The following is a 21,383-nucleotide window of genomic DNA, read 5'->3' as shown; positions in this document are numbered from 1 at the left end:
CCGGGGAGACCCCCAGGGAAGGTCCATGCTTCGAACACCGAGCGGCGGTGCCGGACACGGCGCCGCCGCCACGGACCACGGGCTGATGAGCATCGGCACGGTACTGAACGTGCTGCGTGACGAATTTCCCGAGGTCACCGTCTCCAAGATTCGGTTCCTGGAGTCCGAGGGCCTCATCGAGCCGCAGCGCACCCCCTCGGGATACCGCAAGTTCAGCGAGGACGACGTCGAGCGCCTCGGACACGTCCTGAGGATGCAGCGGGACCACTATCTGCCCCTGAAGGTCATCCGTGAGCACCTGGACGCCATGGGACGCGGAGAGGCGGCCCCACTGCCCTCCGTGGGGCGTCAGCGCGACGGAGAGCCACCGGGCGAGCCCGACGGGCCCGTCGTCGCCCGTATCGGGCGGGCCGAGCTGCTGGCCGCCGCGGAGATCGGTGAGCAGGAGCTCGCCGAGTGGGAGTCCTACGGGCTCATCACCCCGCTCCTGGACGGGGTGTACGACGCCGAAGCGGTGACCGTCGCCGGACTGGTCCTGGAACTCGGGCGGTTCGGGATCGAGCCGCGGCATCTGCGCGCCGTGAAAGCCGCCGCCGACCGCGAGGCCGGGCTGGTGGACCAGGTCGTGGCACCCCTGCGGCTCCACCGCAACCCGCAGACCAGGGCGCACGCCCAGGCACGCACCAAGGAGCTGGCGGGACTCGCGGTGAAGCTGCACGCCGCCCTGGTGCAGTCGGCCCTCGGGGTGCGTCTTCCCTGACCCGGCGACCCGCGCGGACGCAGGACGTGGAACGTGGGATAGGGCACCCATTCCGTGCTCGACTACCCAAAGATGCCGGGCACGGCCTAGGGTTGCTGTGTGAACGAGCTCGACGTCGTAGGTGTCCGGGTCGAAATGCCCTCCAACCAACCGATCGTGCTCCTGCGTGAAGTGGGAGGCGACCGTTACCTCCCCATCTGGATCGGGCCGGGGGAGGCGACGGCGATCGCCTTCGCGCAGCAGGGCATGGCCCCCGCGCGACCGCTGACCCACGACCTGTTCAAGGACGTGCTGGAGGCCGTCGGCCAGGAGCTGACCGAAGTGCGCATCACGGACCTGCGGGAGGGTGTCTTCTACGCGGAGCTGGTGTTCGCCAGTGGAGTCGAGGTGAGCGCGCGGCCGTCCGACGCCATAGCGCTGGCCCTGCGCACCGGGACGCCCATCTACGGTAGCGACGGCGTCCTCGACGACGCCGGCATCGCGATCCCGGACGAGCAGGAGGACGAGGTGGAGAAGTTCCGCGAGTTCCTCGACCAGATCTCGCCCGAGGACTTCGGGACCAACAGTCAGTGACGGCCCGACAGCCGGTGGTGGCGCGAGAGGGCGGTCGGTGACCCTCCGGGGCCGTCGGACGACGGGCCGTGCGGCGGTCGTCCCGAGAGCATTCGGCTAGCCTTTCCCCGCGGTGGGGTACGGGAAACCACTCTTAGGGTGATTATCACCCGGCGTGCCGAGTGTGGCGATCGTTGACGAGCCCCTGGTGACTGCCTACCGTCGTGAAGGCAGGTCAAGGACGGAGGTCGGCGTGAGAAGCAGCGGCGACGGTACGGCTGGGGGTGCTCCCGGACGCGGTCTGGGGGACAGTGGCCCGTACCCGCTTCACAGCAGCGCGGCCGATCACGTGAAGCGGCCGACGGCGGTGCCGGGGGACGGCGAGGTGGCGTCCGACGAGATCGGTTATCGCGGGCCCACGGCCTGCGCGGCCGCGGGGATCACCTATCGGCAGTTGGACTACTGGGCCAGGACCGGGCTGGTCGAGCCGAGCGTGCGGCCCGCCCACGGGTCGGGGACGCAACGGCTCTACAGCTTCCGGGACGTGGTCGTCCTGAAGATCGTCAAGCGGTTCCTCGACACGGGGGTCTCGCTGCAGAACATCCGCACCACGGTCCAGCATCTCAAGGAGCGCGGCTCCTGCGACCTTGAGCGGATGACGCTGATGAGCGACGGCGCGACGGTCTACGAGTGCTCCTCGCCCGACGAGGTCCACGCGCTCCTCCAAGGCGGCCAGGGCATCTTCGGCATCGCCGTGGGCGTGGTGTGGCGGGACGTGGAGAGCGCGCTCTCCCAGCTCCACGGAGAGCGTGTGGACACGGGCGAGACGCTCGTGGGCGCCAATCCGGCGGACGAGCTGGCACGGCGGCGCAACCGGGCGGTCTGAGGCGGCCCCAGAGGCCGTGCCGGCGGTCCCGTGGCGCTTCGTGGGGCGATGGGCCGGGGCATTGTCAGTGGCGTAGGGCAGCATCGGACATGTGAGAACCACACCCACGATCCTGCATCTCGACATGGATGCCTTCTTCGCCTCGGCGGAGCAGGCGTCCAAGCCGAGCCTGCGCGGGAAAGCGGTCATCGTGGGCGGCCTCGGACCGCGTGGTGTGGTCTCCACCTGTTCGTACGAGGCGCGGGTCTTCGGGGTGCATTCGGCGATGCCCATGGCGCAGGCCCGCCGTCTGGCGCCGAACGCCGCGTATCTCGTACCGCGCTTCGGCCTCTACCGGCAGATCAGCGAGCAGGTGATGGGGCTGCTGCGGGAGCTGTCGCCGCTCGTGGAGCCGTTGAGCCTGGACGAGGCGTTCGTCGATCTGGAGGCCGGAGAGACGGCCTGGGACGAGCGGTCGGCGCTGCTGGCCGGTCGGAAGCTGCGCGACGACATCCGGGCCGTCACGGGGTTGACCGGATCCGTGGGGCTCGCGGCCTGCAAGATGCTCGCGAAGATCGCCTCCGAGCAGGCCAAGCCGGACGGGCTCGTGCTCATCGAGCCGGGCACCGAGCGGGCGTTGCTCGCGCCCATGCCGGTCCGCATCCTGCCGGGGGTGGGGCCCGCCACCGGCGACCATCTGCGGCGGGGCGGGATCAGCACGGTCGGGGAGATCGCGGAGGCGGGCGAGGACGAGCTCGTACGGCTCCTGGGGAAGGCCCATGGACTCGGTCTGTACGCGATGGCGCTGGCGCGCGACGAGCGGCCCGTGGTGGCCGAACGGGACACCAAGTCGGTCTCCGTCGAGGACACGTACGACGTGGACATCCACGACCGGGTGCGGGTGCGCATGGAGGTGCAGCGGCTTGCGGACCGGTGCGTTCAGCGGCTGCGGGGGGCGCATCTGTCCGGGCGGACCATCGTGCTGAAGGTGCGGCGGTACGACTTCTCGACGCTGACGCGGTCCGAGACGTTGCGGGGGCCCACGGACGATCCCGGGGTGGTGCGGGAGGCTGCCGCGCGGCTGCTGGAGGCGGTGGACACCACGGGGGGTGTGCGGTTGCTGGGGGTCGGGGTGACCGGGCTTGCCGACTACACGCAGGAGGATCTTTTCGCGCAGGCGCAGGCCGCTGCCGCGGGGGTGGAGGAGGTGGCGTCTGGGGAGCTGCCGGAGGAGGCCCGGGCGGTCGCCGTCGGTGTCGGTGTCGGCGTCGAGGAGTCCGCGGATGCTGGGCCCGCGGAGCGGGTGTGGCGGGCGGGGCACGATGTTCGGCATGTCGAGTTCGGGCACGGGTGGGTGCAGGGGAGTGGGCTGGGGAGGGTGACTGTGCGGTTCGAGACGCCGGGGTCCGTGCCGGGGCGGGTGAAGACGTTTCGGGTTGACGATCCCGGGTTGGAGTCGGCGGAGCCGTTGCCTTTGGTTGAGGGGTTGCCTGTGGGGCCTGCGGGGGGTTCGGGGGGTGGGGGTGCGTTGTGAGGGTGCGGGTTCGTTGTGGCTGGCCGCGCCGTTCCCCGCGCCCCTGAGTGGGCGGGACCGCGTCGTTGCCTGCGGCCCCGTCAAGGCAAAAGATTGCGCCGTTCCCCGCGCCCCTGAAGTGCCAGAAGACTGCGCCGTACCCCGCGCCTCTGAAGAATCAGAAGACTGCGCCGTTCTCCGCGCCCCTGGAGAGCCACGGGATTGCGTCGTTGCCCGTGACCCTGAAGAACTGGGAGCGGGTTTCAGGTGGGGTCGTCCGTGTTGGCCAGGTGGCCGAAGTCTCGGTCTGGGAAGGGGGGTGCTGGGGATACGTCCAGGCCGTAGTGGTGGTAGAGCTGTAGTTCCTGTTCGGGGGAGAGGTGGCGGCCCACGCCGAAGTCGGGGGCGTCCTTGATCAGGGAGCGTTCGAAGGGGACGTGCAGGGACTCGGCGATCACTTCGCTGGGCTCCAGGGGGACGAAGGCGTCCCGGCTGAACAGCCCGGTGCGTATCGCCGCCCACTCCGGTGCGCCGGTCGCGTCGTCGAGGTAGACCTCGTCCACGGTGCCGATCCTCGTGCCGTTGCGGTCGAACGCCTTGCGGCCTATCAGGTTGCGCGGATCGATGTCGGTCTGCACGGGCCCTCCAGCTGCTCGCAACTCATCCGTAAGCACTACGAAAGAGCACTTTGAGGTGGGCGGCCACTTGAGGGAACCCCGCTGGTAGGCTGGGCGACGGCTGCTGACCCCGTGCGGGAGAGTCCTCCAGGCTTCATCGGAGGCGCCGAAGGAGCAAATCCTCCCCGGAATCTCTCAGGCACACGTACCGCATGGACGAGGTCACTCTGGAAAGCAGAGGGGTGTTCGAGTATTCGACGGGCTCCGCTCTCACCGACGGTGAAAGCCGGCGTGCCTTCATGGCGGGCCGGTGAAGCTCTCAGGTTGAGATGACAGAGGGGGAGGCCGTTCGGGCACCCACACAGTGGTGCCCCTCGAAGGTCGTCAGACCAGGAGGCCTCCGCAATGACCGTCCAACGTATTCCGCTCTCCGAGCTCGAACAGGGAATCCCCTTCGAGCAGCGTCACATCGGGCCCGACTCCGAGGCCCGCGCCAAGATGCTCGCGCAGGTGGGGTACGGCTCGCTCGACGAGCTGACGGCCGCCGCGGTGCCGGATGTGATCAAGAACGCCGACGCGCTCGAACTGCCGGGCGCCCGCACCGAGGCCGAGGTACAGGCCGAGTTGCGTTCCCTCGCGGATCGCAACCAGGTGCTGGACTCGATGATCGGGCTCGGTTACTACGGGACGTTCACACCGCCCGTCATCCTGCGCAACGTGATGGAGAGTCCGGCCTGGTACACGGCCTACACGCCGTATCAGCCGGAGATCTCGCAAGGGCGGCTGGAAGCCCTGCTGAACTTCCAGACCGTGGTGGCCGAGCTGACCGGACTGCCGACCTCCGGGGCCTCGCTGCTCGACGAGGGCACGGCCGCCGCCGAAGCCATGGCGCTGTCGCGGCGCATGGGGAAGAACAAGAAGGGCCTCTTCCTGATCGACGCGGACACCATGCCGCAGACGATCGCGGTGATACAGACCCGCGCCGAGCCCACCGGCGTCGAGGTCGTCGTCGCCGACCTCGGCGACGGCATCCCCGCGGAGCTCGCCGAGCGTGAGATCAACGGCGTACTCCTGCAGTACCCCGGTGCCTCCGGTGCCGTGCGGGACCTGGGGCCCGTCGTCGAGCAGGCGCACGAGCTGGGCGCGGTCGTCACCGTCGCCGCCGACCTGCTCGCCCTGACGCTGCTCACCTCGCCCGGCGAGCTGGGCGCCGACATCGCTGTCGGTACGACACAGCGCTTCGGTGTGCCGATGGGCTTCGGCGGGCCGCACGCCGGATACATGGCCGTACGGGAGAAGTTCGCGCGCAGCCTGCCCGGCCGGCTCGTCGGTGTCTCCGTGGACGCGGACGGCAACAAGGCGTACCGCCTGGCCCTGCAGACGCGTGAGCAGCACATCCGCCGGGAGAAGGCGACCAGCAACATCTGCACGGCTCAGGTGCTGCTCGCGGTGATGGCGGGGATGTACGCCGTCTACCACGGCCCCGAGGGGCTGAAGGGCATCGCCCGGCGTACCCACCGTTACGCCACGATCCTCGCCGCCGGTCTGCGGGCGGGCGGGGTCGAGGTCGTCCACGAGGCGTACTTCGACACCCTCACCGTGCGGGTGCCGGGCCGGGCGGCCGAGGTGCTCGCCGCCGCCCGCCAGGGCGGGGTCAACCTCCACCTGGTGGACGCGGACCACCTCTCCCTGTCCTGCGACGAGACGACCACGCGGGCCCAACTGGGCGTCGTCTGGTCGGCGTTCGGTGTCGACGGCGATGTGGCCGCGCTCGACGGGACCGCCGAGGACACGCTGCCTGCCCCGCTGCTGCGCACCGACGAGTACCTCACGCACCCGGTCTTCCACCAGTACCGCTCGGAGACCGCGATGCTGCGCTACCTGCGCCGTCTCGCCGACCGCGACTACGCGCTCGACCGCGGCATGATCCCGCTCGGCTCGTGCACCATGAAGCTCAACGCGACCACCGAGATGGAGCCGGTCACCTGGCCCGAGTTCGGGCAACTGCACCCCTTCGCGCCCGCCGAGCAGGCCCAGGGCTACCTCACGCTCATCCGTGAGCTGGAGGAGCGCCTCGCCGAGGTGACGGGCTACGACAACGTGTCGCTCCAGCCCAACGCCGGCTCGCAGGGCGAACTGGCCGGTCTGCTGGCCGTCCGCGGCTACCACCGGGCCAACGGCGACGAGCAGCGCACGGTCTGCCTCATCCCCTCGTCCGCGCACGGCACGAACGCCGCCAGCGCCGTGATGGCCGGGATGAAGGTCGTCGTCGTGAAGACCGCCGAGGACGGCGAGATCGACGTCGCGGACCTGCGGGCCAAGATCGAGCAGCACCGTGACGAACTGTCCGTGCTGATGATCACGTACCCCTCGACCCATGGGGTGTTCGAGGAGCACGTCGCCGACATCTGCGCGCAGGTGCACGAGGCGGGCGGGCAGGTCTACGTGGACGGCGCCAACCTCAACGCGCTGGTGGGCCTCGCCAAGCCGGGGCACTTCGGCGGCGACGTCTCGCACCTCAACCTGCACAAGACCTTCTGCATCCCGCACGGCGGCGGCGGTCCGGGCGTCGGCCCGGTCGGAGTGCGCGCGCACCTGGCGCCGTACCTGCCGAACCACCCGCTGCAGCCCGCCGCGGGGCCGGAGACGGGCGTGGGCCCGGTCTCCGCGGCTCCCTGGGGCTCCGCGGGCATCCTGCCCATCTCCTGGGCGTACGTCAGGCTCATGGGCGGGGAAGGGCTCAAGAGGGCCACGCAGGTCGCCGTGCTCAGCGCCAACTACGTGGCCAAGCGCCTGGAGCCGCACTTCCCGGTCCTCTACACCGGTCCCGGCGGGCTCGTGGCGCACGAGTGCATCATCGACCTGCGGCCGCTCACCAAGGCGACCGGTGTGAGCGTCGACGACATCGCCAAGCGGCTCATCGACTACGGGTTCCACGCGCCGACGATGTCGTTCCCCGTGGCCGGCACGCTGATGATCGAGCCCACCGAGAGCGAGGACCTGGCCGAACTCGACCGGTTCTGCGACGCGATGATCGCCGTTCGCGCGGAGATCGAGAAGGTCGGCTCGGGCGAGTGGGCGGCGGACGACAACCCGCTGCGCAACGCCCCGCACACGGCCGCCGCCCTCGGCGACACGTGGGAGCACGGGTACAGCCGCGAGGAGGCCGTGTTCCCGGCCGGGGTCTCGGCCGCCGACAAGTACTGGCCGCCGGTGCGGCGGATCGACCAGGCGTACGGCGACCGGAACCTGGTCTGTTCCTGTCCGCCGCTGGACGCCTACGAGGACTGATCACGTACCGGTCACGCCGGACATGCGTCGGGGCCGGTTCCGGGAGTGCTTCCCGGGGCCGGCCCCGCTGTCCGTTCCCGTCATCCGCGCTGCGCCGTGCCGCTCAGGCGGCGGTCATCACATCAAGGGCCAGCGGCCGGTGCGGCGCGATGATCCGGCCGTCCGGCAGAAGCTCACCGGTGTCCTCGAAGAGGAGGACGCCGTTGCACAGCAGGCTCCATCCCTGCTCCGGGTGGTGCGCCACGAGGAGCGCTGCCTCCCGGTCGGCGGAGTCGGCTGTCGGGCACGGTCGCTGGTGCTGGCACATTGATGGGATCTTTCGCTTCGGTGTGAGGTCGGTGCTCGATGTGGTGTCTGTTCCGCGGCTCGAACTGGCGTCCATGGCCGCCCCCCGTTTGTCAGATGGTCCGGAACCCAGTGTTGCCCTATGGGCGTCAATCCGCAGGGATTTGACGCCAGCGCTCCTCACAGGTTGATGACGCATCACCCGTGCGGACGGTTCATCTCAACTGGGGTGTCCCTTCGGGTGGTTCGCAATGGTCGGATGGGGCTAGTCCGGATGGGCCGGGAGCGCGCTGCGTCTTGCACGTGTCACTCCGAGCGACGTCCGCGCAGCAAGGCGAGGTCCGCGCAGCAATGTGCCCCGCGGCCGGGGTGGTGGCCGCGGGGCGGTGGAACCAAGGTGCGCTCAGGCGGGTGAACCGAGCAGTGGAGTGGCCGCGGGTGTGAGCCGGTTGGTCAGTACGGGCAGCAGTTCGGCCGCGCGGTGCGGGCGGTGGGCGGCGATTCCGGGCGGGGCGGGCGCCAGGGGCACCAGCAGGTCGGTGGCGGCGAGGTGGCCCTTCGTGCCGTCGGCGGTGAAGTCGCCGTGCAGCCAGAGCGTGAGCATGTAGAGCTCGGGTACGGAGAGCAGGCGTGGCTGGTACGACCCCTGCATGGTCTCGGCCTGGCGCAGGGCGCGCTCGGTCGCGGTGACGTACGGGCCCTCGAAGAAGTGGGAGAAGGCCCAGCCGTCGGGGGTCATCCTGGTGTCCGCGGCAGCCACCGCGCGTTCGTGGCAGCGGATGAGGAACCGCCATCCGGCGAGCCGGGTGGCCGAGGTGCCCGCCGGGGTGATTCGGTCGAGTACGTGGACGGGCAGCGGGAGTTCGGCGGTGAGGGGTCCCTGGGTGTCGCGGAGTGACGGGGTACGGGCTTCACGGACCGCGGTCGGGGAACCGAGGGCCGTGAGGACGGTGCGCAATGCCGGCGCGGGAGCCGGAGGGACGTGCAGCGGCATGGTGGGTCGCCTCTCATTCGACAGGCATGGTGGCGCGGGGGCGGGGGCGGACGGCGCTGTCAGCTCTCGGGGTCAAAGGGGCGGGGGCATAGGGCCTGTCGCCGAAGTGATGCCTGCCGCGCGGTGTCCGGCACGCATGCTCGCCGAGAGGCCGGAGGGGTCCGGTAGCCTCGTTTCGCTACAAGATCCATCCGGCGACTTTGCGATCGCACGCACAGGACGCCGCACGGGCCGCCCTTCGGGTTGATGCCGTCACCTCGACGACAGGCCCTGCGACCACGAGCGCCAACTCTCTGCCTCGTTCGCGGAGTTTATACGACACGTGTTCAGGCCGTGTTTCAGCTAGCTGTTCCGCGCATTAAGTGCAAGAGGCAATTAGGTCGCCGATACGTGTGTTTGGTCCTGGTTCCCGGCGGGTACCCGTCGATGACCTCGGAATACTCTTCCGAAGTGGACGGCCGGTTCTCGTCGGCGTTTTTCACGGCAGAGTCGACCGCCAAGAAAAATGGGGCGCCTCATGCCTGGTGAATGTGCCCGACGAGAGCTGAGTCCAGAGTAGTGCCCGGGGGGCTGGTCCGAGGCGTTATCGATCACATTGCCTGGGCATCATCCCCCGTGACCCGGAACACCGGCGGCCGGTTCTTCGGGCGGCCCAGTCGAGGAGGGAAGCTTCGATGGGGGAGAAGGTCGTGGCGGGGACGATCGGTCTGTCCGACCGCCGACGGTACCGAGAAAAGCTTCAGCAGTGCCTGGAGGGGCTGGCGCGGTTGCTGGCGGAGGAGCGGTTCGACCGGCCCAGGAATCTCATGGGCCTGGAGGTCGAGCTGAATCTCGCGGGCCCCGACGGCATGCCGAAAATGATGAATGCGCAAGTACTCGAACGTATCGCGAGCCGCGATTTCCAAACAGAACTCGCCATGTTCAATCTGGAAGTCAACATTGCTCCCCATCGACTCGAAGGCCGGGTATTCGACCGGCTCGCCGAGGAACTGCGCACCTCTCTCGCGTATGCCCACCGGAAGGCGAAAGAGGTCGATGCCGGAATCGTGATGATCGGTATTCTGCCGACCCTCGCCCGTGACGACCTGGTCTCCGCGAACCTTTCGGACGTGGACCGCTACACGCTGCTCAACGACCAGATCGTCGCGGCCCGCGGTGAGGACTTCACCCTGGACATCGAGGGCGTGGAGCGGCTCACGTGCACCTCGGCGTCCATCGCGCCCGAAGCGGCGTGCACGTCTGTGCAGTTGCATCTGCAGGTCACACCGGACCGGTTCGCCGACGTGTGGAACGCCGCGCAGGTCGCGGCGGCGGCACAGATCGTCGTGGGCGCCAACTCGCCGTTCCTCTTCGGCCGTGAGCTGTGGCGCGAGTCCAGGCCCCCGCTGTTCCAGCAGTCCACCGACACGCGCCCGCCCGAGCTCCAGGCGCAGGGGGTGCGCCCGCGCACCTGGTTCGGCGAACGGTGGATCTCCTCGGCGTACGACCTCTTCGAGGAGAACCTGCGGTTCTTCCCTCCCCTGCTGCCGCTGCGGGACGAGGAGGATCCGATGCGCGTCCTCGACGAGGGCGGCATCCCGAAGCTCGCCGAACTCGTGCTCCACAACGGCACCGTGTACCGCTGGAACCGCCCGGTGTACGGCATCGCCGACGGCGTCCCGCATCTGCGGGTCGAGAACCGTGTGCTGCCCGCGGGCCCCACGGTGATCGACGTCGTCGCCAACACGGTCTTCTACTACGGGCTCGTGCGCGCCCTCGCCGCGGAGGCCCGGCCGGTCTGGACCCGGCTGCCCTTCGAGGCCGCCGCCGCCAACTTCGACCAGGCCTGCCGGTACGGCATCGACGCGCACCTGGAGTGGCCGCGGCCCGGCAGGTACGGCGGGGTCACGCGCGTCCCTGGGGTGCAGCTGGTGCGCGACGAACTGCTGCCGCTCGCGGCGGCGGGGCTGGACGCGTGGGGCATCGAGCCCGCCGACCGGGACCTCTACCTCGGGGTGATCGAGGAGCGGTGCAAGCGCGGGGTCAACGGCGCCTCCTGGCAGTCCCGTACGTTCCACAGGGCGCTGGAGGGCACCATGGGGCGGGATGCGGCGCTGGCCGCCACGACGAAGCGGTACAGCGAGCTGATGCACCTCGGTGAGCCGGTGCACACCTGGCCGGTGGGGCTGCCGGAGCCGGCGGTTCCGCTGAGGTGAGGTCCGTCGGGGTGAGGGCAGGTCAGGCCGTGTCGCCCGCCTTCACCACGGCCTTCAGGATCACCGCGTGGATCTGGGACGGGTCGGTGACCAGGTGTCCCGAGCCGCCGGTCGCCTCCGCGATCTCGTTCAGCTCCTTCTTGTCCGCCTCCGGGCCCACGGCGATCGCGATCAGGGGCACGGGACGCTCCGGGTCGGCGATCTTGCGGAGTTCGGCGACCAGACCGGCGCGCGAGATGCTGCCGGCGTCCTGGTTCACCCCGTCGGTGAGCAGCACCACCGCGTTGAACTTGCCCTTCGTGTAGGAGGCCACGGCCTCCTTGTACGCGGCCAGCGTGGTGTCGTACAGGCCGGTCGCGCCGTCCTTGACCGGCTTGAGGCCGCTGAAGGCCGCCGACAGCCGCTCGCGCTGGGTGCTGCCTTCCACCTGGTCGCCGAGCCGGTCGGTCGGCACGAGGACGCGGTAGTCGCGTTTGCCGTCGATCCTCCTGGAGAACTTCCACAGCCCGATCTCGTCCTCCGGGGTGAACGTGGCCAGGGCCTGGAGCAGCGCCGCCTTGGTCACGTCCATCCGGGACTCGCTGGTGCCCGGCACCGGGTCCGACATGGACGAGGAGGCGTCGACGACCGTGGTGAGGCGGGCACTCTGCACCGTGATGGTCCACATGCCGAGGGCTTCCTCGATCTCCTTGTCCGTGGCCGGCTTCTCGGGCACCTCCCGGTACGGCTGCGGGGCCCGGCCGCCGGCTTCGGCGACCAGCGCGGCCGGGGTCTCGTCCTCGTCCGTACGGAAGCCGTGCTTCTCCAGGATCCTGCGCCCGTCGGGCTCGCCGAGCAGCGTCATGAACCGCAGCGCGGCCCGGCTCTCGTCCGTGGTCAGGTTGGGCTCGTCGACCAGCGCGAACGGATGGTCGAGCCGGGGCGCGCCGTCCTTCGGGTAGAAGAGGTCGAGATCGTCGCCGCTGTCCGCCGACTCGTTGTACGCGAACGCCGCCTGCTCGGAGAGGATCAGTGCCTGGTTGCGCTTGGGGTTGCCCTGCTCGGTGCCGGAGAGGTCGCGCGGCAGGGTGTCCAGGACCTGGCCGTCGCTGTCGGAGGTGCGCTGCGAGAGGGCCTTGGCGGTGGCCGCCGCCAGGGTGTCGCCGTCCTTCGACTTTCCCGCCGTCTGTGCCAGCTGGGTCAGCGCGAGCAGGCCCGTGGCACTGCGCGAGGGGTCACCCGCGCCCAGCTTGAGGCGGTCGCTCGTCATGGTGACCCCGGCCAGCTCGGTCCAGGAGTACGTCTTCTTGGGCCAGCCGAGGGACTTCGCGGCCGACGGGACCATGGCGACACCGATGGGTGAGGAGGCGACGTTGCCCGCCGGTGTCACCGGGATCGACTGGTTGTCGGCCATGACCCTGTCCACCCACATGCCCGAGTCCGGCACCCACGCCTCGAATTCGGTCGCGTTCTTGCGCTTCGACCGGAGGGCGTCGGCGACCTTGTAGGTGTCCTGAGCGGTCACCCGGACGTCGAGACAGCTGCCGTCGGACGTCACGTCGTGGTCCCGGGCGTACTCGGCCGCGTCCTTGAGCGCGGGCGCGATACCGGGAGCCGCGGCGATCCTCAGCCGCACGGTGCTGTCCCAGCAGGACGAGCCGAAGGAGAGCAGGCCGCTGTCGATCGCGGCGACGGTGCCTCCGGCGAGGATCGTCACCAGGGCGGTCGCGAGCGCCACATTGCGGTGCCGCGTCCGTGACCGGGGGGCGGTGCCGCCCCTGCGCAACCCGTCGGGCAAGCTGTGACGTCCCATGGCGGTGGTGCCCCTCCCTGATCGAGCCCGGAGCCGTTGAAACGGTGAAATGGCCGAATGGTATGGCACACGGGATGTGCACCCCACATGGCGTCCGTCCCTTGACGGCCTGTCACGCACGATCTTCGCAACTTCTTTCGAGACCCTAGCGGGGCGAAGATGGGGATGAGGCGGGATTACGCAACTGGAGGCATGAGTGCAGGTGGGGCAGGAGCCGGTGGCTGAATCTTTTGCCGAGGGGCAGCCCGGGCGGCGGATCCTCCGCGACGAGACGCTGCTCGTACTGGGAGTCTCGCTCGGGGCCAGCGGGGTCTCGGCGCTGATCAGCTTCGTGGGCTCGGTCACCAGACCGGGAGGCCTGAAGGATCAGGCGGCCACGCTCAACGCCTCGGCCGCCCCGGGCCGTCCCTGGCTCGATCTGGCCTGGCAGCTGTTCGGGATCGCGTCCGCGCTGGTGCCGGTCGCCCTGGTCGCGCACTTCCTGATCCGTGAGGGCAAGGGGCTGCGCACCCTCGGGTTCGACCGCACGCGCCCGTGGTTCGACCTCGCCCGCGGAGCGGGGGTCGCGGCCGTCATCGGGAGCACGGGCATCGCCTTCTATCTGGCGGCGCGCGGACTCGGGTTCAACCTCACCGTGGTGCCGGAGGCGCTGCCCGAGGTGTGGTGGAAGTACCCGGTGCTGATCCTCTCCGCGCTCCAGAACTCGATCCTGGAGGAGGTCATCGTCGTCGGGTACCTGCTGCGCAGACTCGCCCAGCTGGGCTGGACCCCGCTCACCGCGCTGGTGGCCAGCTCGGTGCTGCGTGGCTCGTACCACCTCTACCAGGGCATCGGCGGGTTCATCGGCAACATGGTGATGGGCGTGGTCTTCGTCTACCTCTACCGCCGGTGGGGCCGGATCGGGCCGCTGGTGGTCGCCCACTCGCTCCTCGACATCGGGGCGTTCGTGGGGTACGCGCTGCTGGCGGGAAAGGTCGACTGGCTGCCCACCGCCTGAGCGGCGAGTGCATTGACGCGGGGCATGCGGGGCGCGCGGTCCAGGTGGGGCACGCGGAGGGGCGTACGGGTGAGCCGTACGCCCCTTTGTCCGTTCCGCGGCCGGTTCGCGCTGGTCACACGAGCAGGTCGCCCTCGATCACGGTGACCGCGCGGCCCGAGAGCAGGGTGCGGTCGCCCCGGAGTTCCGTACGGACGCGCCCGGAGCGGGCCGACGCCTGGAGGCCGGTGAGTTCGGTGCGGCCCAGGCGCTCGGACCAGAACGGGGCGAGGGCCGTGTGGGCGCTGCCGGTGACCGGGTCCTCGTCGATGCCGATGTTCGGGAAGAAGCAGCGGGACACGAAGTCGTAGCCCCGGGAGGGGTCTTCGGCGCGGGCCGTGGCGATGATGCCGCGCTCGGAGTGGCGCCCCAGGGACGCGGTGTCCGGCCTGAGGCCCAGGACCGTCTTCTCGTCGGCGAGTTCGACGAGCAGGTCGCCGATGTCCGGGCCGGTGTCATGGGTGGAGACGGGTTCGGCGCCCAGGGCCTCGGCCACGCCCGCCGGGATCTCGACCGCGGTGAGCGGGGCGGTCGGGAAGTCCAGCGTGAGCGAGCCGTCGTCCCTCGGGGTCGCGATGAGCACACCGCTCCTCGTCGCGAACCGCACGGGCCCCTGTACGGCTCCCGTGGTGACCAGCACATGGGCGGTGGCGAGTGTCGCGTGGCCGCACAGCGCGACCTCGGCGGCGGGGGTGAACCAGCGCAGCGCCCAGTCGGCCTCGCCCCCCTCGGGGAGGGGGTGGGCGAACGCCGTCTCGGCGTGGTTGACCTCCAGGGCCACGTTCTGCAGCCAGGCGTCGTCCGGGAAGGACGCCGAGCCGTCGAGGAGGAGGACCCCGGCCGGGTTGCCGGCGAAGGGGCGGTCGGTGAAGGCGTCGACGATACGAATCCGCATGCGCCCGACGGTAGGTGCTGCTCACGGGCACGGGCCAAGGCCAATCCGGGGCGGGCGGCCACTTTTCTGCCTCTCTCCGGTCCGCCTGCTGGCCGCCCTCTGTCGGTAGGGGCTTGTCGGGCGAGCTATTCCGATATATCGTTGACGCATCGCGACAGATCAACGATGGAATGGAGTGATTGCGATGCGTTCCCATGGAGAGGAATACGGACCGGGCTTCGGCCCCGGTCATGGGCATGGACACGGCCGTGGACGCGGCCGGGGTGGCCCCGGCGGTCCCGGTGAGGGCGGCTTCGAAGGCCGGCGCGGGGCGTTCGGCCCCTTCGGACCCGGCTTCGGTGGTCCCGGCTTCGGCCCGGGCCCCTGGGGCGGGCGCGGAGGCCGGGGAGGACCGCGCGGCAGGGCGCGGCGCGGCGACGTGCGCGCGTCGATCCTGGCCCTGCTCAAGGACCGGCCCATGCACGGTTACGAGATGATCCAGGAGATCGCCGAGCGCAGCGGCGGGGCGTGGAAGCCCAGCCCCGGCTCGGTGTACCCCACCCTTCAGCTGCTGGAGGACGAAGGTCTGATCAGCAGTGCGACCGAGGGCGGCAAGAAGCTGTTCTCACTGACCGACGAGGGTCGCGTCGCGGCCGACGAGGGTGCGGAAGCGCCCTGGGAGGACGCGGGGCGCGGGGTCGACTGGGAGGCACTGAGCGACATCCGGCAGGCCGGCTTCGGTCTGATGGAGGCGTTCGGGCAGGTCTGGAAGACCGGCAGCAAGGAGCAGCGCGAGAAGGCGCTGGCCGTCATCAACGAATCACGCAAGAAGCTGTATCTGATCCTCGCCGACGAGGACTGATGGCTCACCCGGCCGAACGGGCCGTGACAGTGGGCCGCGACAAGGGGGGTGCCTCGGCTTCGAGGTACCCCCCATGCGGCCGGGGGACGGAGTGGGGGCTGCGTGCGTGTGGAAATGTCTGTGGGGGTGGCGGGGAGTCCTTCAGGAGACGAGCCCGCTCAGTTTGCGCAGGGACTCGTTGAGGGCGGCCGTCGCCGAATCCTTGAGCTTGCCCGCCATCAGTGAGACGGCGGCGCCCGTGAACTCGCCGTCGATACGGACCGTGGTGGCTTCCCCGTCCGGGATCAGGGTGTAGCGCGTGGCGACCGTCACGGACATGGGTCCCTTGCCGCGGATCGCGAGCGTACGGGCCGTCTCCAGCTCCTCGATGGTCCAGTTGACCTCGGCGGGAAAGCCCATGAGCTTCATGTTCTCCTCGAAGGTGCCGCCGACTTCGAGAGTCTCGGGGCCGCCCTTGGGGAAGCTGGTGTGGGTGGAGTTCCACTCGCCGTGCGAGGGGAAGTCCGTGAGCTGCGCCCAGACCTTCTCGGCGGGCGCCTCAATCCGTGCTTCCGCGCTGACTTCGGCCATGCGGCCACCCCTTTGTCTCGGGCGCTGCGCCGGGCGCAGCTGGCTACGGTGTCGCGGAACGTAGCCGTAGAGCCGTGAACATTCAATACTGATGAACCGTCAGAGAGTGTGGGGCTGTGGCGGCGGGCTCAGTGCATCCGTCGTATCACCGCCGCGTCGAACACGTCCCACGCGCGCGGGAAGGGCCCTTCGTCGTGGCAGTGCCACGCCTCCCAGAACAGGTCGGCGAGCAGCGCGTCCTCGGGTGCGTACACCCGGTACACGTACTGTCTGCCGTCCACCGACGGCAGGGCCACCAGCCAGCACCTGCTCTCCATGCCCGTGTGGACGTGCGCCGGAGCGACACGGTTGCGCATGGGGCGCGGAGCAAAGCGGCGCGCGCTGCTTCGGGGAAAACAGCGTGATGTCATCCGTAAGGAGGAGGAGCCGGACACCGGTGCCCACCCTGTGTCGGACGTGGAAATGCTTCCCCACGCGGATGACCGGAAGCCGGCGGACTGATGAGGTGGGAGACGTGCAACACCGCCTTCCCCACAGTCCCCACCAGCAGGCCGCCGAGCGCGGCCCGGTGGCCCCCGATGCCGAGGCCCACCTCAGTGCCGAGCTGGCGGCGATGGTCGCGAGCGCGCGCAGGAGGGCGTTGCGGGACGGTGACCGGCAGATCGACACGGCTCACCTGCTGCATACGCTCCTGGAGTCGGACCCCGAGGTGCGCGAGGCCTTCGAGAGCGGCCCGCAGGTCGCCCGGCTGCTCGGCTACCTCGTCCAGCGCAGCATCGGCTACGGGCTCCGCTGGCAGAGTTCCGTCGAGGACTCCGGTGCCGTGCCGACGGTGACCGGGGACGGGTGGTCGCCGGTGGCGGCCGGCGTCATGGCCTCCGCGTACGAACGTGCCGTGCGGCGGGGTGACCCGTTCGCGGACGGCGTCGACCTGCTCGCCGCACTCGTCGCCGAACCCGAGTCGCGGGCCGTGGAAGTGCTGGGACGCGCGGGGGTCGACGCCCGGGAACTGCTGGTGCGCCTCGACGGTGTGGCGGAGCGGGGCCGCGGCCTCGAAGCCTGAACCCGGGCCGTCGGCGGGATCGGCGCGTACGGGCATGCGCGCGTCCAATCGTTGAGACAGGTGTCAACGGGGGTGACGCTCATGTCGTCGCCTGTCATCATGTGCCGGTGCATACGTCAGAGATCAGCCGGGGCCACCGTGGCAGAGGCGTCGGGCTGGGGCTCGCGCTCGGGTCGGCGGTCGCCTTCGGCGGCTCCGGCGTCGCCGCCAAACCGTTGATCGAGGCGGGCCTCGACCCCCTGCACGTCGTCTGGCTGCGCGTCGCGGGCGCCGCCCTGGTCATGCTGCCGCTCGCGGTACGCCACCGGAACCTGGTCCGCGAGCGCCCCGCGCTGCTCGCCGGATTCGGACTGCTGGCCGTCGCCGGTGTCCAGGCTTTCTACTTCGCCTCCATCTCCCGGATCCCCGTCGGTGTCGCCCTGCTCGTCGAGTACCTGGCGCCCGCGCTGGTCCTCGGGTGGGTGCGGTTCGTGCAGCGCCGGCCCGTCACCCGTGCCGCGGCCCTCGGCGTCGTCCTGGCCGTCGGCGGTCTCGCCTGTGTCGTCGAGGTGTGGGCCGGGCTGAGCTTCGACGTCCTCGGACTGCTGCTGGCGCTCGGCGCCGCGTGCTGCCAGGTCGGTTACTTCGTCCTGTCCGACCAGGGCGGCGACGCGGGGGAGGAAGCTCCGGCCCCGCTCGGCGTCATCGCGTACGGGCTGCTCGTCGGCGCGTTCGTCCTGACGCTCGTGGCGCGGCCGTGGGGCATGGACTGGTCGGTCCTCGGGGGAGGTGCGGACATGGACGGGACGACCGTGGCCGCCTCGCTGCTCCTGGGGTGGATCGTGCTGATCGCGACGGTCGTCGCCTACGTGACCGGTGTTCTCGCGGTGCGCAGGCTCTCGCCGCAGGTGGCCGGAGTCGTGGCGTGTCTGGAGGCGGTCATCGCGACCGTGCTCGCCTGGATCCTGCTCGGGGAGCATCTTTCGGCGCCCCAGATCATCGGCGGGGCGGTGGTGCTGTGCGGTGCCTTCATCGCGCAGACGTCCGCGCCGACCAAGGGGTCGCAGACTCCGGTGGCACAGGGAGTGGCCGGCGTGGACGGCTCGGACGGCGTGGACGGCGCCGAGAGGGAGCGGCTGTCCGGGCGGGGTACCGCCGGGTAGGGGCCGTGCCGTGTGGGCCCACCCCTGTAGGGCCCATACGGCACGGTCGGACACGGGGGAGACCCGGCGCCGGAGCCGTGTCAGGCCCGGCGGCGCCTCATCAGTTGCTCTCGCGCCGCCGCGTCCCGGGGGCCACCCCTCGCGGACAGTTCGGCGGCGACACGGTCCTGGACTTCCTCCGTACGGTGATTCGCGTACTTGAATTTCGCCCGTACGCCCGTCACTTCGAGTCGGAGGCCCCGGATCCCGGGCAGGAGGCGGCCGTACGGGGCCTCTCCGACGGCGGCTTCGGCGGAACCGCCCTCCGGCTGGAAGTGGCCGACCTGGCGGTTCAGCAACGCGGCCTTCTCGGCGGGGTCGTCCACCACGTGCGCGGTGCAGCGCAGGTGTACCGCCGCGTAGAAACTCGTCGGGGTGCCGTGCTCGCCAGGGGTACCGGGCGGTGCCAGCCAGGGGCCGGGGACGTACACGTAGTCGTCGACCACGCTCAGGGTCACGACCGGATCGGCCAGGAGAGCGGGCCACAGCGGGTTCGGCCGGGCCAGATGGGCGAGCACCTCGCCGCGTTCGGGGTCGTGGAGGAAGTGGAGCGGCTGGACGTGCGGTGGGTCACCGGGGAGGCCGTTCACCGCGAGCTGTCCGAAGTCGTGGACGGCCAGCCACCGCTGCCACTCGGAGTCGTCGTGGGGTGCGTCCCAGGGATGTATGAGCATCAGAGGGTCGTCAGGTAGTCCGGGACCTCGATGCCCGGAGCCAGATCGTCGGCCGGCAGGGGCACTCCATAGGTCGTGCGGACAGGGAGGACTCCCGTCCAGTGGGGCAGGCCGAGGTCCTCGGGCTCGTCGTTCGGGCCGCCGGTGCGCAGCTTGGCCGACACCTCGTCGAGGTCGAGCCACAGCACGGAGGTCGCGGCCAGCTCCTTGGCGTTGGCGGCCCGGGAGTCGTGCGAGCGGCCGGGCACCACGTGGTCGACCAGCGCGTCCAGGGCCTGCCGCTTCTCCTCCGGGTCCGTCACCTGGCGGGCCACGCCGTGCACCACGACCGAGCGGTAGTTGATCGAGTGGTGGAAGGCCGAGCGGGCCAGCACGAGTCCGTCCACGTGGGTGACCGTGAGGCAGACCGGCAGACCCGGGTCGGTCTGCCCCGCCATGCGCAGCGGGCGCGAACCGGTCGAGCCGTGCACGTAGAGCCGCTCGCCGACCCGTCCGTACAGCGTGGGCAGTACGACGGGCGCCCCGTCGCGCACGAACCCGAGGTGGCAGACGTACCCCTCGTCGAGGATCGCGTGCACCATCTCGTGGTCGTACGCGGCGCGCTCCCGGGAGCGGGTGGGGACCGTGCGGTCGGTCGGGGTGTAGGTGGCGGGGCGCGGGGTGGCCGTCTCCGTCATGGGGTTCTCCAGGTGGGCGTCGTCGGTGCTCGCAGGTGTGCGCTGTGTGCTCTGTGCTGCGGGGTACGTGGGGTGGTCCGCCGGGGCGGGTGCGTTCACCTTGCGTTGTCTTTTGTATTAGTGCATAATCTGCTTTGTGCTAGGAGAGTATCGGATCGAAGGCAGGCGCGCAGCCGAGATTGCGGCCAGTGTCGAGCGCGCGGTGGGTTCGGGGGAGCTGGAGCCGGGCCAACTGCTGCCGCCCATGCGGGAGTTGGCGTCCCAGCTTGAGGTGAATCCCAATACCGTCGCGGCCGCCTACCGCACCCTGCGCGAACGCGGAGTCATCGAGACCGCCGGCCGGCGCGGCAGCCGTGTGCGCTCCAAGCCGGTGACGACCGCGCGGGAGCTGTCCCGGCTGGACGTCCCGCCCGGCGTACGGAACCTGTCGGACGGCAATCCGGACCCGGCACTGCTGCCCTCGCTCGGTGAGGCGTTCGCGGCGGCGGCGGAGTTCGCGGACCGCGAACCGACCCTCTACGGAGAGGCCTCCGTGGACCCGGACCTGGCCCGGCTCGCCCGCGCCGACCTGGATGCGGACGGAGTGCCGGACGGGCCGATCGTGGTCGCCTCGGGGTCGCTCGACGGCATCGAGCGGGTACTGGCCGCACACCTGAGGCCGGGGGACGCCGTCGCGGTGGAGGATCCCGGCTGGCACAGCGTGCTCGACCTCGTCCCCGCCCTCGGACTGCGGGCCGTGCCCGTCCGGGTCGACGCCGAGGGGCCGCTCCCCGGCGCCGTACGAGCCGCCCTGGAGAGCGGTGCGCGGGCGCTGATCGTCACCGACCGCGCGCAGAACCCGACCGGTGCGGCGGTGAGCGCCACGCGCGCGCGTGCGCTGCGGGCCGTCCTGGAGCAGTACCCGGAGACCCTGCTCGTCGAGGACGACCACGGGCATCGGATCGTCGACCTTCCCCTGCATCCGCTGGCCGGAGCGACCCGGCACTGGGCCTTCACCCGCTCCGTCGCCAAGGCCTATGGGCCCGATCTGCGGCTGGCCGTGCTGACCGGCGATCCGGTCACCATGGACCGGGTGCAGGGGCGGCAGCGGCTGGGGCCGGGATGGGTCAGCCGGCTGCTGCAGCGGGTCGTGGTGCGGCTGTGGTCGAGCGGTGCCGTGGACACCGGGGTGGTGGCGTCGGCGTATCGGCTCCGTCGGGATGCGTTGATCGGTGCGCTTGCCGAGCGGGGGGTGGGGGCGCAGGGGTGCAGCGGTATGAACGTGTGGGTGCCTGTTCCGGACGAGACGGGGGCGGTTGCGCGGCTGCTGCATTCCGGGTGGGCCGTGGCTGCCGGGGCGCGGTTTCGCACGGACGCGCCTCCTGGGTTGCGGATCACCGTTTCCACGCTTGCGCCCGGTGAGGTGGGGGAGTTGGCGGATGCGGTTGTGGGGGCGGTGGGGGTGGGGCCGGGGCGGCGGTATGTCTGAGGGGGTGCGGGCCGGCGGGGGTCACGTCGGGTTTTCGCCCCCGCCGCCCCTACCCGTTCCCGTCAACGACTCGGGGGGGGGGGGGGGGGGGCCCCCCGCCCGGGGCCCCCGCCC

General features: G+C 70.6%; 20 protein-coding genes and 1 riboswitch. Of the genes, 11 read left to right on the top strand and 9 right to left on the bottom strand.

The features are described from left to right. Positions 1-25: 25 nt before the first annotated feature. From ACFVH5_RS34725 to ACFVH5_RS34710, 4 genes are all read left to right on the top strand, one after another. A complete protein-coding gene (locus tag ACFVH5_RS34725) occupies positions 26-760 on the top strand; it encodes a MerR family transcriptional regulator (protein ID WP_385837659.1) in 735 nt (244 codons plus the stop codon). Between the two features lie 99 nt (positions 761-859). Beyond that, the gene (locus tag ACFVH5_RS34720) at positions 860-1,333 is read left to right on the top strand and encodes a bifunctional nuclease family protein (protein ID WP_006123076.1); all 474 of its coding nucleotides are present in this window, start codon (positions 860-862) and stop codon (positions 1,331-1,333) included. 232 nt (positions 1,334-1,565) lie between these two features. Continuing rightward, a complete protein-coding gene (locus ACFVH5_RS34715) occupies positions 1,566-2,198 on the top strand; it encodes a MerR family transcriptional regulator (protein ID WP_385837658.1) in 633 nt (210 codons plus the stop codon). Between the two features lie 91 nt (positions 2,199-2,289). After that, complete coding sequence (locus ACFVH5_RS34710; RefSeq protein ID WP_385837656.1) at positions 2,290-3,711, top strand: DNA polymerase IV; 1,422 nt, start codon at positions 2,290-2,292, stop codon at positions 3,709-3,711. Positions 3,712-3,953: 242 nt separating this feature from the next. Here ACFVH5_RS34710 and ACFVH5_RS34705 read toward each other — a convergent pair whose 3' ends face one another. After that, entirely contained in the window at positions 3,954-4,328 is a 375-nt protein-coding gene (locus ACFVH5_RS34705) for a PRC-barrel domain-containing protein (RefSeq protein WP_385837655.1), read from the bottom strand. Between the two features lie 104 nt (positions 4,329-4,432). Beyond that, positions 4,433-4,528, top strand: a riboswitch (glycine riboswitch). 184 nt (positions 4,529-4,712) lie between these two features. Here ACFVH5_RS34705 and gcvP point away from each other — a divergent pair. Then, positions 4,713-7,598: an aminomethyl-transferring glycine dehydrogenase gene (gene gcvP / locus ACFVH5_RS34700; RefSeq protein WP_385837654.1), complete on the top strand. Its 2,886-nt coding sequence runs from the start codon at positions 4,713-4,715 to the stop codon at positions 7,596-7,598. A 103-nt stretch (positions 7,599-7,701) separates the two neighbouring features. On the opposite strand, the gene ACFVH5_RS34695 is transcribed toward gcvP, so the two are convergent. Together ACFVH5_RS34695 and ACFVH5_RS34690 are read right to left on the bottom strand one after the other, a co-directional pair. Continuing rightward, a complete protein-coding gene (locus ACFVH5_RS34695; protein WP_107018633.1) occupies positions 7,702-7,905 on the bottom strand; it encodes a DUF5999 family protein in 204 nt (67 codons plus the stop codon). 381 nt (positions 7,906-8,286) lie between these two features. Further along, a complete protein-coding gene (locus ACFVH5_RS34690) occupies positions 8,287-8,877 on the bottom strand; it encodes a hypothetical protein (protein ID WP_384815016.1) in 591 nt (196 codons plus the stop codon). Between the two features lie 674 nt (positions 8,878-9,551). On the opposite strand from ACFVH5_RS34690, the gene ACFVH5_RS34685 reads away from it, so the two are divergent. Then, positions 9,552-11,072 carry a glutamate--cysteine ligase gene (locus ACFVH5_RS34685; RefSeq protein WP_385837652.1) on the top strand — a complete coding sequence of 507 codons (1,521 nt, stop codon included), beginning with the start codon at positions 9,552-9,554 and terminating at the stop codon, positions 11,070-11,072. Positions 11,073-11,094: 22 nt separating this feature from the next. Here the strand turns inward: ACFVH5_RS34685 and ACFVH5_RS34680 are convergent, their stop codons facing one another. Further along, positions 11,095-12,864: a substrate-binding and VWA domain-containing protein gene (locus tag ACFVH5_RS34680; protein ID WP_385837651.1), complete on the bottom strand. Its 1,770-nt coding sequence runs from the start codon at positions 12,862-12,864 to the stop codon at positions 11,095-11,097. A gap of 196 nt (positions 12,865-13,060) precedes the next feature. On the opposite strand from ACFVH5_RS34680, the gene ACFVH5_RS34675 reads away from it, so the two are divergent. Then, on the top strand, positions 13,061-13,861 hold the full coding sequence (locus ACFVH5_RS34675) for a CPBP family intramembrane glutamic endopeptidase (RefSeq protein ID WP_385837650.1): 801 nt from the start codon (positions 13,061-13,063) through the stop codon (positions 13,859-13,861). A gap of 115 nt (positions 13,862-13,976) precedes the next feature. On the opposite strand, the gene ACFVH5_RS34670 is transcribed toward ACFVH5_RS34675, so the two are convergent. Further along, on the bottom strand, positions 13,977-14,795 hold the full coding sequence (locus ACFVH5_RS34670; protein WP_385837648.1) for a PhzF family phenazine biosynthesis protein: 819 nt from the start codon (positions 14,793-14,795) through the stop codon (positions 13,977-13,979). A 184-nt stretch (positions 14,796-14,979) separates the two neighbouring features. Here ACFVH5_RS34670 and ACFVH5_RS34665 point away from each other — a divergent pair, with 184 nt between their 5' ends. After that, the gene (locus ACFVH5_RS34665) at positions 14,980-15,636 is read left to right on the top strand and encodes a PadR family transcriptional regulator (RefSeq protein WP_385837647.1); all 657 of its coding nucleotides are present in this window, start codon (positions 14,980-14,982) and stop codon (positions 15,634-15,636) included. 141 nt (positions 15,637-15,777) lie between these two features. Here the strand turns inward: ACFVH5_RS34665 and ACFVH5_RS34660 are convergent, their stop codons facing one another. Together ACFVH5_RS34660 and ACFVH5_RS34655 are read right to left on the bottom strand one after the other, a co-directional pair. Then, positions 15,778-16,206, bottom strand: coding sequence for an SRPBCC family protein (locus ACFVH5_RS34660; RefSeq protein WP_385837646.1), 429 nt, complete (start codon positions 16,204-16,206; stop codon positions 15,778-15,780). 128 nt (positions 16,207-16,334) lie between these two features. After that, positions 16,335-16,523: a hypothetical protein gene (locus tag ACFVH5_RS34655; RefSeq protein ID WP_199854833.1), complete on the bottom strand. Its 189-nt coding sequence runs from the start codon at positions 16,521-16,523 to the stop codon at positions 16,335-16,337. Between the two features lie 197 nt (positions 16,524-16,720). On the opposite strand from ACFVH5_RS34655, the gene ACFVH5_RS34650 reads away from it, so the two are divergent. Together ACFVH5_RS34650 and ACFVH5_RS34645 are read left to right on the top strand one after the other, a co-directional pair. Next, positions 16,721-17,269 carry a Clp protease N-terminal domain-containing protein gene (locus ACFVH5_RS34650; protein ID WP_385837645.1) on the top strand — a complete coding sequence of 183 codons (549 nt, stop codon included), beginning with the start codon at positions 16,721-16,723 and terminating at the stop codon, positions 17,267-17,269. A gap of 101 nt (positions 17,270-17,370) precedes the next feature. Beyond that, positions 17,371-18,411, top strand: coding sequence for a DMT family transporter (locus ACFVH5_RS34645; RefSeq protein WP_385837644.1), 1,041 nt, complete (start codon positions 17,371-17,373; stop codon positions 18,409-18,411). 80 nt (positions 18,412-18,491) lie between these two features. Here the strand turns inward: ACFVH5_RS34645 and ACFVH5_RS34640 are convergent, their stop codons facing one another. Together ACFVH5_RS34640 and ACFVH5_RS34635 are read right to left on the bottom strand one after the other, a co-directional pair. Then, complete coding sequence (locus tag ACFVH5_RS34640) at positions 18,492-19,124, bottom strand: FMN-binding negative transcriptional regulator (RefSeq protein WP_385837642.1); 633 nt, start codon at positions 19,122-19,124, stop codon at positions 18,492-18,494. Continuing rightward, positions 19,124-19,801, bottom strand: a complete 678-nt coding sequence (locus ACFVH5_RS34635; RefSeq protein WP_385837662.1) for a pyridoxamine 5'-phosphate oxidase family protein — start codon at positions 19,799-19,801, stop codon at positions 19,124-19,126. Before ACFVH5_RS34635 ends, ACFVH5_RS34640 begins: the two co-directional genes overlap by 1 nt. 136 nt (positions 19,802-19,937) lie before the next feature. Between ACFVH5_RS34635 and ACFVH5_RS34630 the strand changes: the two genes are divergently transcribed. Further along, on the top strand, positions 19,938-21,269 hold the full coding sequence (locus ACFVH5_RS34630; RefSeq protein ID WP_385837641.1) for an aminotransferase class I/II-fold pyridoxal phosphate-dependent enzyme: 1,332 nt from the start codon (positions 19,938-19,940) through the stop codon (positions 21,267-21,269). Positions 21,270-21,383: the final 114 nt, after the last annotated feature.

The sequence above is a fragment of the Streptomyces sp. NPDC127119 genome (genome assembly GCF_042677425.1).
In the GTDB taxonomy this organism is placed as follows: Bacteria; Actinomycetota; Actinomycetes; order Streptomycetales; family Streptomycetaceae; genus Streptomyces.
This window is presented reverse-complemented; position numbering and strand designations above follow the sequence as displayed.